General features: G+C 32.6%; 10 protein-coding genes. All 10 read right to left on the reverse strand.

Going from position 1 to position 12,622, the window contains the following annotated elements; translation table 11 throughout:
- Positions 1–3: 3 nt before the first annotated feature.
- The 10 genes from ACWGOQ_RS19490 to tssD all read right to left on the reverse strand — a co-directional run bounded on the left by ACWGOQ_RS19490 (position 4) and on the right by tssD (position 12,559).
- Positions 4–1,086, reverse strand: coding sequence for a DUF2931 family protein (locus ACWGOQ_RS19490; RefSeq protein WP_452060153.1), 1,083 nt, complete (start codon positions 1,084–1,086; stop codon positions 4–6).
- Complete coding sequence (locus ACWGOQ_RS19495) at positions 1,076–2,860, reverse strand: type VI secretion system Vgr family protein (protein ID WP_458202846.1); 1,785 nt, start codon at positions 2,858–2,860, stop codon at positions 1,076–1,078. The genes ACWGOQ_RS19490 and ACWGOQ_RS19495 overlap by 11 nt, the downstream gene beginning before the upstream one ends.
- A gap of 422 nt (positions 2,861–3,282) precedes the next feature.
- Complete coding sequence (locus ACWGOQ_RS19500; protein ID WP_452060333.1) at positions 3,283–3,936, reverse strand: hypothetical protein; 654 nt, start codon at positions 3,934–3,936, stop codon at positions 3,283–3,285.
- Between the two features lie 198 nt (positions 3,937–4,134).
- Positions 4,135–4,911: a hypothetical protein gene (locus tag ACWGOQ_RS19505; RefSeq protein ID WP_452060334.1), complete on the reverse strand. Its 777-nt coding sequence runs from the start codon at positions 4,909–4,911 to the stop codon at positions 4,135–4,137.
- A 46-nt stretch (positions 4,912–4,957) separates the two neighbouring features.
- On the reverse strand, positions 4,958–5,650 hold the full coding sequence (locus tag ACWGOQ_RS19510; RefSeq protein ID WP_452060335.1) for a hypothetical protein: 693 nt from the start codon (positions 5,648–5,650) through the stop codon (positions 4,958–4,960).
- Positions 5,651–5,653: 3 nt separating this feature from the next.
- Entirely contained in the window at positions 5,654–8,440 is a 2,787-nt protein-coding gene (locus tag ACWGOQ_RS19515; RefSeq protein WP_452060336.1) for an OmpA family protein, read from the reverse strand.
- 9 nt (positions 8,441–8,449) lie between these two features.
- Positions 8,450–8,932, reverse strand: a complete 483-nt coding sequence (locus tag ACWGOQ_RS19520) for a DUF4280 domain-containing protein (protein WP_452060337.1) — start codon at positions 8,930–8,932, stop codon at positions 8,450–8,452.
- Positions 8,933–8,947: 15 nt separating this feature from the next.
- Entirely contained in the window at positions 8,948–9,916 is a 969-nt protein-coding gene (locus ACWGOQ_RS19525; RefSeq protein WP_452060338.1) for a hypothetical protein, read from the reverse strand.
- A 27-nt stretch (positions 9,917–9,943) separates the two neighbouring features.
- On the reverse strand, positions 9,944–11,728 hold the full coding sequence (locus tag ACWGOQ_RS19530) for a type VI secretion system Vgr family protein (protein ID WP_458202847.1): 1,785 nt from the start codon (positions 11,726–11,728) through the stop codon (positions 9,944–9,946).
- A gap of 435 nt (positions 11,729–12,163) precedes the next feature.
- Positions 12,164–12,559 (reverse strand): type VI secretion system tube protein TssD, encoded by a 396-nt coding sequence (gene tssD / locus ACWGOQ_RS19535; RefSeq protein ID WP_452060216.1) that lies wholly within the window; start codon positions 12,557–12,559, stop codon positions 12,164–12,166.
- Positions 12,560–12,622: the final 63 nt, after the last annotated feature.

Genomic DNA, 12,622 nt, shown 5'->3' on the forward strand with positions numbered 1-12,622 from the left:
TTCTTAATTAGAAGTTTCATATACTTTTATCCTTGCTTTTTTTATTTCAATTTTTTCTAATTCATTTTGTAAAGCAATGGTTATATTACTATTGTATTTGTCAATCTCTAAAGTCAATTCTGCTGGTTTTTCTTTTTGTTTTTCAAACAGCTTTTGATATACTGTATACATTTCATTTTCATCAAAATAAATCTTGGAACCAAATTCATTGTTGTTTTGATCTACCCATTCCATTCTTATATGATCTGGAACCGCGTATTTTTGGAATTGGTCTATTATTTTATTCGATCCTATAGTATATAAACTTTCTCCGTTGTAAAAAGTTATCCGTATTTCTTTTAATTTCCCTTGTTTTAAGAACTGTACTGACGGTTTCCAGGTAAACTTTTCTCTATACATATCCCATTTTCCAAAAGGAATGCTATTCGGATTCATTTTAGCCTTTGTTTCTTCATTAAAATCTTCTTCCAGAACAGAATTCATAAACTCCTCCATACTTATAATAGCTCCAGGCGCAAATTCTTTGATGGTAACCTCGGTTTCGGATGCCTGAAATTTAGCTATCTCTGTTGTTCGACCTCCTCCAAGAAGCCATACAACAACAATGCCTCCAGGAGCTAACCCAATATTAATGTCTCCGTACGTATCTTTTTTATTTAAGCGATTGATATAACCTTCTTCAAAAAGATTTTGTATTTTTTCGGAAGGAAGGTCGAATCTTCCATTATAAAATTTCTTTTCTAGATAAGAAACCCACGTTATTTCTAATGTAACAGGTATAGGTTTAAGATCCTCTCCAACGACGTGCGTTGGTCCAATTTTTCCCCATCCCTGATGTAAGGTATGTCCACTTGGTATATAAATACTTTCTCCGTTTTCATATATCAGGCGCCCTTTATGAATCTGCATCGGATTATATTTGGGTGCACATGCAGTAGGTCTCCATTCGTATTTTTTCATTTCTTTCGTATTGATAATTTTAGTCTTTTCAGAATTACTATTCTGACATGAGACCATTCCGATACTCGTTATTGTAAACAATATTATCAGGAATGCAGTATTTATGATACTGCTTTTATTCACCATATTCAACAGTTTCTGCACTTGCAATTGTAATTTTACCGCCTGCATTGGTTTTAATTTCGCCACTGGCATCGGTTGTTATTTCCTGAGCTTCTTGTTTATACTCACTACTAATGACTTTAATAGTTTCACCAATTTGGCGATCTTCATTAGTAGCACTCATAAAATAATCTTCGGAAATTGTTTCGTTTTTATTTTTACCTACTGATATATCTAAATTTTCATCCACATTTATCTGCATGTTTTTTGCATTCAAGGTCATGTTTTCTCCTGCGGAGATGGTAATATCATTATTAGCTGTATCAATATGAATAACATTTTTATTCTTATCAGTAATCATAATAAATTCTGCTCCATTTGCATCATTTAATTCTACTGTGTGACCACTTCTTGTTCGTAAAGCTTTAACATCATTACTTTGGGTATTCCATCCTGCAGGGTTGGCTCCTCCTGTATACAGTGTACCTAAAACATAGGGTCTTTCTGCATTACCTCCTTCAAAACCAATTAGTACTTCTTCATCAATCTCCGGAATAAAGTGAAACCCTTTATCTCCACCAGCATGTGGTGTTACAATTCGTAACCAAGGAGTTAATTCTCCTACATCTTTTTGCCACGGAAATTGTACGCGGATTCTTCCAATTCCATCGGGATCACTATTTTCTTTAACTACGGCAACTTGACTTTCACTTTTAGGAAATGCCATCAAATCCGTATTAGGATATACATCTAAATCTGCTGTTACAGCTTCGAATCGATTTTGATACCTTCCGTTCTCTGTATTGGTATGAATAATGCTGGTAACTCTAAAGTTTCCATAACCAGTGTTGTCTCCTTTAATTGTAATAACCTGACCAATTTTGACACCAGGATTATCACTGACCCCTTTAAACACTACTTGCTTTATTTCTTCAGCTTTTTTCTGTTGTTCCACATGGGTATCTAACCGCTGTTTAAGAGAAGGATCGGTATACGAATTTAAATAGATGTTCGTTTCGTTAGGAAAAAGCTCATCACTTTTATTACTGGTAAAACCATTATAACCATTGACGCCAGAGCTTACCTGATTGGTTGCCATTTCATGTTGTCCATCAGTCAGATAATCATTGGTGAAGTATTTGTAGCTATTAGAACTTGGAGTAAGATCCAGAGAAAACTCCTGTAAATCCTGACCATAAATGAGTGTAACTTCATCTTCATTTTTCGGTTTTCCGAATACCAAAGCACTACCATTGTAGTAAAACCATTCACTGTATTGTGCTGCTAATCTACTAGCATACTGAAATGCACTTTCTTTGTGTTGTACGCTATAATGAATATTCTCTGATCCGACTGGATTAAATATAGTTTCTAATTTGGATTGGTCATACCTTTTGAAGGTCTCGTCAAGTACGGTCGCCAAATCTGCATCATTGAAAGAATTATAGTGAGGTCCATCATCAGCAATGATGCTACAACTATGAGCTTTTATCGTGACCAGATCACCATTTTGTTGATGAAATCCCATAGTACTATTAACTGAAGTAACCACTCCTTTAAATTCAAATTCTTTATAGCCAGAGAAAGCCCCCAATGATGATATTTGAACGGTGATAATTTGCCCAAGATAATTTTTAGTCTGTGATGCAATGTCGCCTGTAATATTTTCAAGAACATCCATTCTGCAAACTAACTCTAATATATGGTGCGCATCAATTTCTTGATGTAGCATTAATCGTTTATAAGCATTTATTAGAGTTCCTCCTATAAATATTTCTGTTTTAGATTGTAATGCCATACTTTTTATTGTTTTCAGTTATATAGAGTAATTTAGTAATGAAATTCTATGATTTAGTTTATGACTAAACATAGTTAAGTTTCTAGAACAATTCGAACGATTTAGGGGGTAAATTTAGATGAACGAATTATTTATCAAGAATGGTACCGAGTTAATATCTATATAAAAATACTTAATTTTTTAAAAGCGTTATAGTTAACTAAGTAATTTTTATATCTTAGTACACGTAATACGTGTTTTCCTCCTTTAATTATAAGTTTACAGCATGATTTATTGGTGCTTGTGATGAAATCTGACAATTTTCAACATTCATTGTAAGTACAGGATGGTCATTTACTCTTATTTCGAACCAGCATTCAACTGCGCTAAACTTTATGATATAATATGTTTTTTTTAATGTTCTGTGTGTATTTAGATTTTAATTAAAGTGGTAGATTATTTGCTAATTCGTTAGAATACTTCTCTTCTCCAAAAGAATCATTTTTCGTATCCTCTGCGAATTGACTATATGAATAATTTGAGTCTTGTTTTTCAGCTTTCGATTTTAGAAATTCAAGATAGTTAGCTAATCCTTCATAAAGATAATATTCAATTAGTTTTGGGGCATCATTTTGTAATATAATCAATCTACTTTTAGTTGTTTTGGAACCTTCTGATTGGGATGTGAAATTTTGTTTTAATATGAAAAAAGTATTTTCTAATTCCCATATCCCATTAAAGAAATTTTCGTCTTTATTGTAATAATTTGGTGTGCCAAATTTTTCTAAAAACAGTCTGTACAGTTCTTTACTATCTGCGTCTATAGATGTGTCTAAATAAATACACTTAACTTTATTGGACTTATTATCCACTAATAAATGCAAAATGGTCGAAGAAAAATATTTTTCTGATTGTTGTTTTTGAAAATTTAGAGTGTTAAACTTAAAAAGCTTTTCATCTTCTGATTTGTATTTTTGAAAATGCTCTAATGTCGATGTTTCTTCTTTAATATTATACTTTCCATTTATCAGGTTTGAAGCATCATATGGCATTCTTATTTCTGATAAATCTAATCTTGATTGCGAAGTACATGACATTATAAAAAATACGAGTAAAAGTGACGATAGATTTAAAAATTTCAACGCAAAAATGTTTAATAAGGTATTTGTCATCCTTAATTTAATTTGTCTATATAGAAATGGTTAACTATAAATTAAGTTAATTTCAAAATTTATAGTTATTTTTCTTTATTCAAGAGAGTCTTAATTAAATCAATAATGAAAAAATAATTAAAGCTAAATTATTTCGAATATATCCGAGTTTTGTGGTAAATAAAACTCTACATCTAAAAGAAGTTGCTTTCCTTTTTCTTTATTTACAAAAGTTAATGTAGGATCGCCATTTAATTTTTTAAGACTTACTTTTTTACCATATGCGGAATAAACTATTACCGAGTCTTTAAGCAGAGGTAATGCACTATACCCGTTAGAAAATTTATCAATTAGATTGTTTATTCTAGAAGCTGCTCTATTTGGTTTTATGTACATCGATGTTATCATATTATCTTCTCTATTTTGAAGCTTTTTTTGAAAAAGATCAAACTTACCCGCAGATATATCATTAGAAAGTCTACCATATGCTTTTTCCAATTTCACTCTAAGATTATCCACGTCTTTTAAGTCTTGTCCTTCTTTCCAAAAATCTTTAACTTTATAAGGAATAGTTGCTGCAAAAATATTCTCATTAATTATGATAGGTTTCACCTCATCTTTTTTAATTTCTTGCGATTGGTAGGATGTTATTTCGTCTTGGTATTTAAAACCATTAGCTGTATCAAAAAGTTCCAATTTATATTTCAATTCAGAACCTTCGAGTAAATTAGTATTTCCCAACACGGGTAACATCTTAATAGAAATGTGTTGCTTCCCAGATTCAGTGATTGCATAATTTACAGGAATTCTTGTGGATATTTGATTCGTCATGTTCATACAAATCACAGGAATATCGTTTACACGTATCTCGAATAAACAGGATACTGCGGTAAATTCTATCATATAATATGGTTGAAGCATTTTGATATATTTTAATTAATTTATAAATGTCTAATAATAGCTTTATTTATCTAGAAAAACGTTTTATCAATCTTTTTTCGATCGTTTCAACCTGGCCGTTTGGATATTCAATTTTAGCATCATTTTTATAAATGTAGACTAACAAGGTGTGTATTTTTTGCGAACCTTCTTCTTTCGTTAATCCACCTATTGTAGATTCTGAGTATTGAGAAGTAATAATAGATTGCCCTTCTATATAATTTTTCCAATAAAAATTCTCTCTACGTTTCATAGTATTTATAGATTTTGCGTCATTAAGCTTGTTATTCTGACCAAGCTTTTTGTTTAGTTCGTTTAGAATTGCATCTTTATTTCCTAAATAATTTACTTTTAGGTGGATTGATATAATTTCATCCGTATTATTGCTTTTAACAAAAGAAACATAATTTCCATTTGGTAACTTCTTTCCTTTGTAAGAATATGTAGTATCAATAGGAATAGCTCCTAGCGTAAAGGGAACTTCTTTTTCCGTTTTAAAGGATGTAAGATATTCTGAAAATTCACTTGAGGATTTGTTAAATCCATTTTCTAGATTGAACTGATCTGGACTAAGAGTAGATAACGTAGTTATAAGTAAATCTTTGATTATCAAATCTTTGTTATTTTCTTCATTTTTGGCAATATGTTCTTCTTTTTTTTGTGTTTGACAACTAACAAGTAGGCTTACAAAAAGTGATATGTAAAAAAAATGTTTTTTCATGTTTTAAGAATCGTTTCTCATTAATGGAACTTTTGGTTCAAAACCGGTAAGATCCGCAAGGCTTTTAATAACGTCAAATTTAGGAACTAATCCTTTATATTCTCCTCTGGATATTTCCCAACTATTATCCCAATCAATTTCTGGACTATTATCCACGATATCCTTCTCTATTGAAAGACCAGCGGCAGCAGAAACTTCATATTCCACATCTAATCCATCAAATCCTAATTGTGGAACATAAAATAATCCATTATTATCATATTCTACACCGTGCCCAAAAGTTACGGATGCTTTCCCGCTGGCGTGTGCTTTAAAGTACGCATTCGCTTTTACTACCCAAGCTCTTATTTCTCCCTCTATAAGAACTCCTGCTTTTAATTCAATTCCTATTTTACTTGCTAATTCTAACTTAACACCAGGGTTAGGGTCTCCAACAGTGTTAAATGAGAAACCAATTTCTGAGGAAATCTCACCTGAGAGTACTAAATCTATATATACATCTGCTTCAACATCAGCACCAGCATTATCATTTCCTACTCCTATTCCTTCATTAAGCGCACCATCAATTTTTTGCCATAATTCTACAGCTTTCGGAGCCGCAGTTCCACCACTAATTGCCCCAACTCCTAATCCGATTGCCGCACCTATAAGGTCTATCGTTATCTCTAAGCCAATAAGTGGGCTCGCACTAAAAGCAATTTCAATCTGTGTCCCTATTTCTTTGATCGCTTCATTATCTTTTTGTGCCCGTTTTAGGAACCATTCTCCTTTTAAGCTTACGTTAGGAGGAAGTATAGCAAATACAGCAGGGATGCCACCTAAACCTACATTTCTTACTGTACCTTTTGTTTTGTTTGTAATACCATTTGCAACATTTCCTATAGAGGCAAACATATCATAGAGTTTCTTAATTTTTGTTTCAAACTCTAATTTTAGTGACTGATCCCTTTGATAACTATCTTCTCCGCTTTTATTCCATTTAGCTTCAATTTCAAAACCAAAGGACGCGTCTTTTTGTTGCCATCTTCTTTCAGCACCTATTTTTCCTGCTTTTTGTTGTAATTCTCTATGTTGTACCGGGTTTTGATTTTGCCACCTTACACTCAGTTCATTGGTAAGGTTTAAAAAGAATTCTAGTTTCCATTTAATATCCGGATATATCTTTGCTACTACGGTTGGGATATCTGGAAAAGCATAATATCTACAGCTATGTATATGGAATAAAAATTGATTTATGCTAGCGCTTATTGGCCAAATATATCGTATCGGAGTTAATCCAAGTCTGGACATATCAGAAAACACTTTTGTGGCAAAAGGTGCTTTTCCATCTTTACTATCGCTATTAGAGACGTCTCCATCAATGGTCAATAATTTAATGTCCACCATTGTACTATGATCCGCAGTTTCAATACCTCTCCTAATGCATTGGTCTGTATTAAAATCATCAATTGTTACATTAAGATCAATTGGGAAATCTTTATCACCAGAAATAGTTTCGAAAATAATACTTTGTGCATCCGCTCCAAAAATTAAAAATTCAATGGTAACACGTCTATTTAATTGATGCTCATCTTCTGTTAATTCTCTTCCGTTTTTTTGGATTAAAGGACGTCTTTCTCCATAACCTCTAAAACTTATCCGATCTTCATCAACACCTTGTTGTACTAAATATGATACAGATGAGTCTGCTCTTCTCCAGGATAATCCATCATTATATTCGTCCGAACCTCTATTGTCACAATGAGCACCCAATTCTACAGGTATTCTGGGATTATCTAATAACAGTCTAGATATTCCATTAAGTATGGGTTTGGCATCAGCTCTAATTGTATCTTTATCAAGATCAAAGTGAATAGATTCCGAAACTGCAAACTCACGTTTAGTATCGTTTTCATCAATTTGTAAGGTTCCTTGGTCAAATAATACGATATCTTCTTTACCATCATTGATCGATATTTTTTCGAACCTACATAACTCGTACCTCTCAAAATTAACTTGATTTTGTTCTATAGTTGCTGGTCTGTCGGTTGTAGAGGATGTAACATCTCTACTGCTTACTTCGTTATTAATTCTTAAATATCTAGCATGTTCTTGATCATCATTACTGTCCTTAAGAAAACCCGAGCTACCTCTCTTTTTTATTTGTATGTAAAATTCATCCTGCCCAACCTGAAAACGACTTTTCCAAGTAAAAGTATTACCGAACTTGATATTCACCTCACCATCGATACATCTCGTTGTTTCGGTAGCTACTTTACTATCACTCCAAGCAGTATTTTTATCGTAAACTTCGATGGTAAGATTTGTACCATTTAGTCCTTCTGTTTGAATATTCAGCCAAACATCATCTCCATATTTAATTGGCGAGTTACGTATATCTTCGCCTCCTTTAGAATTACTCCAAACAGTACTGATAATTTTTTCCGGAGCATATCCTCGAAATGTGAGTTGTTTCGGGTATTGATTTGTAGGATTTTCTAAAAAAGCTTCTATGGTAAATTCTTGAGGCCCACAATACTTGGGCTCAATTGATAGATGACCTACATCTCCAATTTTATCAATACGATCATCAGAAGTATATCCTGTTGCTTTTTTTGGACCAATAATCCACTTTGCCGAGTTTCTTACCGACACTGGAGTGTCGGGATAATACTCTGCTCTAAACTCCACACTTTTATTGGCTCTTATTACCCAGTTAGTGTTTGGATTTGAATTACCAAAAGACAAAAAATTATCCCAATTAATGTCGCTTGGATTTGCAAATACTATTTTTTCAACTCCTTGAGGCATATACTATTATTAGGTGAATTTCACTTGTTTAATTTCAGAGGAATATTGTTCCTCAGTTTCGGATAATGGATTTAGTTGATTCTCCACTTCTTTATTATCATTATTTCCAGAAACGTTACCTTCGGTGCTTTGTCCATGTTGTATAACGCTTATGCAGGGACTGCCTGCAATTGGACAAATGGCTTTGCTTTTATCGGTTAGGATCTTGCTCCCATTTCCAAGTTCTACATCTTTGTAAAAACCATCCCATTGGGTAACAACGATCTGACAAGGTTTAAAACTACTTCCTGTGGGTTGCAATTTGCATTGACCAAAGGTATTCGCCTCGAATGTTGCACCACCAAGTTCCATTGAGGTAGCTATTAATTTATCGGCTGCGTTTTGATCACTAGCATAAAATTTACTATGAGATAAAACTTTTAATTTATCAGGACCATCACCGAATTGACATTTACACTGTGCCCCTTGCACTAAAACGTATTGTTTACTCATATCCTATGTGTTTTGTTATCCCTTAAACAATTTACTAAAGAAATTCTTTTTAGGTTTGCTCTCAGTTGTGCCATCTTCATCCTCAATAATTACAGATGTTTTTGTCGAAAGATGTTCTAATAAAAACATCTTAACTGTCACTTTTTTAGGCATAGAAAAGGAAGTCTCAAAAACAGCATTATATCCTTCTACTACTCCAGATTTTTTATTGACAAAGTACAAAATTTCGTTCGTTCCTTTCAGTTTTTTTTCTTTAGGGTCTATAATGTTGAAATATGGAGTGTTTGAACCTTGTTCAATATCCAACGCACATCTAGGATCATCAATTTCACCATTAAGTGTTATTCTAATGTCTTTAGATGATTCTATTATCTTCTGTTTTACCTGATAATTTATTGCTGAAATGTCTTTTACAAGTGGGTATTCTAATTGTTTAATAGTATATAAATCATCCGAGTACGATACGTATATCGGAGCAAAATACAAATTGAGAAACCAATCTTGAAACATCTTTTTTTCAAAACTTTGGATAGATTGCAGATAGTTTTCCGTTTGTTTTATATGTTTCGCTAGAATATTAGTATCGTATTTATGATTTAGAGTATTTTTTAATTTTTTCCATCGAATTTTTATTTCATTAAAATTATTAATTCCAGAAATATTTCCTTGGTAATTGGTCTCAATCACTAATGGATATATAAAACTACTTACTTCAAAGGGAATAATCTCATTTAAATTATTAGGAATTTTGTCATTAATAAAATAATCCGGCTCACGATCAACTAGTAGAGTAGAGGTAAATTCCTGTTGTTCTAGAAATGTAACATTCAGTTTGTAACGTAGCTCATTTATAACGTCATCCTCTTCAAATATGATCATACAACCATATTGTGCAGAAAATGATTCAGGTTCAAAATTAAGTTTTGACAACCTAAATGAACTTTTTTCAAGTTCTAATGTCGCTTGATTTTGAGGATTGGGCATCACTTTTCAATCTTGAAAATTATATTATTAAAACAGCTTAACTTTCTCTTCACTCTGCACATCAACTGTTTTTCCTGATGATAGCGTAAGATTTTGTTTATTACTGCTTATAGTTATTTCATCAGAAACATTTTGTTGTTTTTTAGAATCGGTAGAAAGATTTTCTTCAACAATTAATGTATTGTTTTTAGTCATTACATTGTAATTTTCAGAAATACTCTTTGTAAAATCTTTACCAGCAACCATATCTATGTTTTCGTCAGCTTTAATCTTTATGTTTTTAGCAGTGAAGGTCATCGTTTCTCCTGCTGAAATAGTGATATTATTATTTGCTGTGTCAATATTTATTATGTTACTATTTTTGTCTGTGATCGTTATGAATTCTGCTCCATTTGCATCATTTAATTCTACTGTGTGACCACTTCTTGTTCGTAAAGCTTTAACATCATTACTTTGGGTATTCCATCCTGCAGGGTTGGCTCCTCCTGTATACAGTGTACCTAAAACATAGGGTCTTTCTGCATTACCTCCTTCAAAACCAATTAGTACTTCTTCATCAATCTCCGGAATAAAGTGAAACCCTTTATCTCCACCAGCATGTGGTGTTACAATTCGTAACCAAGGAGTTAATTCTCCTACATCTTTTTGCCACGGAAATTGTACGCGGATTCTTCCAATTCCATCGGGATCACTATTTTCTTTAACTACGGCAACTTGACTTTCACTTTTAGGAAATGCCATCAAATCCGTATTAGGATATACATCTAAATCTGCTGTTACAGCTTCGAATCGATTTTGATACCTTCCGTTCTCTGTATTGGTATGAATAATGCTGGTAACTCTAAAGTTTCCATAACCAGTGTTGTCTCCTTTAATTGTAATAACCTGACCAATTTTGACACCAGGATTATCACTGACCCCTTTAAACACTACTTGCTTTATTTCTTCAGCTTTTTTCTGTTGTTCCACATGGGTATCTAACCGCTGTTTAAGAGAAGGATCGGTATACGAATTTAAATAGATGTTCGTTTCGTTAGGAAAAAGCTCATCACTTTTATTACTGGTAAAACCATTATAACCATTGACGCCAGAGCTTACCTGATTGGTTGCCATTTCATGTTGTCCATCAGTCAGATAATCATTGGTGAAGTATTTGTAGCTATTAGAACTTGGAGTAAGATCCAGAGAAAACTCCTGTAAATCCTGACCATAAATGAGTGTAACTTCATCTTCATTTTTCGGTTTTCCGAATACCAAAGCACTACCATTGTAGTAAAACCATTCACTGTATTGTGCTGCTAATCTACTAGCATACTGAAATGCACTTTCTTTGTGTTGTACGCTATAATGAATATTCTCTGATCCGACTGGATTAAATATAGTTTCTAATTTGGATTGGTCATACCTTTTGAAGGTCTCGTCAAGTACGGTCGCCAAATCTGCATCATTGAAAGAATTATAGTGAGGTCCATCATCAGCAATGATGCTACAACTATGAGCTTTTATCGTGACCAGATCACCATTTTGTTGATGAAATCCCATAGTACTATTAACTGAAGTAACCACTCCTTTAAATTCAAATTCTTTATAGCCAGAGAAAGCCCCCAATGATGATATTTGAACGGTGATAATTTGCCCAAGATAATTTTTAGTCTGTGATGCAATGTCGCCTGTAATATTTTCAAGAACATCCATTCTGCAAACTAACTCTAATATATGGTGCGCATCAATTTCTTGATGTAGCATTAATCGTTTATAAGCATTTATTAGAGTTCCTCCTATAAATATTTCTGTTTTAGATTGTAATGCCATACTTTTTATTGTTTAGTGATTTCAACCTGTAAGTTACCCAAATGTTCTTACTTGGTATTTTAAAATTGCCATTTTGTAATGGTGACGAATAATCCATTGTTTTAAGCTAGCAACAGTTTGCCTTCTTATTTCTAAATAGATAACGTAAGAATGAAGAATGTAGTTTAAAAGGGGGAGGCGTTCTAGTACTAAGAATAATTAATTCCATTTTGTTTACTTTCTAATGATCCCCCAATCCTTTTGTAAATACCATAATAAAGTGCAATAAACTCCAAGGTTTACACTGTTCTCAAAAATTGAAGAAGCCTACGCATCATTATGTAAAAAACTACATTTCAATCAAAAGCTCTGTGTGATATAACTATGAATTAATATCTGCACTATCTTTTTAATAGTTACATATTCCTAAATTATATCAATATTACACAAGATTTTTTACGTCTTGGATGGCCAATTATTGATAAAAGTAGTTCCTTTTATTGAAATTTCTTTTGCAGATAAAACTAAATGTATCTGTAAAGGTTTTGTGCTTTCTGCATTAAAATGCTCCGTATATTCGATACAATACGCATCTTTAATTTCTACATTTTTAAGGCTTGACATATTGTCTCTTCTAAAAAAAGTGATTTTACAACTTTTGGTAATTGTCGGAGAAATTGTCCAATCCAAAAAATCTGTTTTTGATGTGGATTCTATTAATAAACTAACTTGTCCTCCTTGTGGTTTTGCACAGGGTCTGCCGGTATAATCGGTATCTTGTCTGAAGGTAAAAGAGCAATCTAATACGTTAATTTCTTCCCCATCAAGATCTAATTTTGCTAAAAATGACATAAGTAATAATTTTAAAGTGAATAACTACTTTATCAATTCCATTATTGTTTACGTGAATGTAAA

Source organism: Aquimarina ulvae, from assembly GCF_053613295.3.

Excerpts from the sequence above, each read along its gene's own strand:
- ACWGOQ_RS19510 (WP_452060335.1), bottom strand. The coding sequence starts at position 5,650 with ATGAAAAAACATTTTTTTTACATATCACTTTTTGTAAGCCTACTTGTT.
- ACWGOQ_RS19520 (WP_452060337.1), bottom strand. The coding sequence starts at position 8,932 with ATGAGTAAACAATACGTTTTAGTGCAAGGGGCACAGTGTAAATGTCAA.
- tssD (WP_452060216.1), bottom strand. The coding sequence starts at position 12,559 with ATGTCATTTTTAGCAAAATTAGATCTTGATGGGGAAGAAATTAACGTA.
- ACWGOQ_RS19515 (WP_452060336.1), bottom strand. The coding sequence starts at position 8,440 with ATGCCTCAAGGAGTTGAAAAAATAGTATTTGCAAATCCAAGCGACATT.
- ACWGOQ_RS19500 (WP_452060333.1), bottom strand. The coding sequence starts at position 3,936 with ATGTCATGTACTTCGCAATCAAGATTAGATTTATCAGAAATAAGAATG.
- ACWGOQ_RS19505 (WP_452060334.1), bottom strand. The coding sequence starts at position 4,911 with ATGCTTCAACCATATTATATGATAGAATTTACCGCAGTATCCTGTTTA.
- ACWGOQ_RS19530 (WP_458202847.1), bottom strand. The coding sequence starts at position 11,728 with ATGGCATTACAATCTAAAACAGAAATATTTATAGGAGGAACTCTAATA.
- ACWGOQ_RS19525 (WP_452060338.1), bottom strand. The coding sequence starts at position 9,916 with ATGCCCAATCCTCAAAATCAAGCGACATTAGAACTTGAAAAAAGTTCA.
- ACWGOQ_RS19495 (WP_458202846.1), bottom strand. The coding sequence starts at position 2,860 with ATGGCATTACAATCTAAAACAGAAATATTTATAGGAGGAACTCTAATA.
- ACWGOQ_RS19490 (WP_452060153.1), bottom strand. The coding sequence starts at position 1,086 with ATGGTGAATAAAAGCAGTATCATAAATACTGCATTCCTGATAATATTG.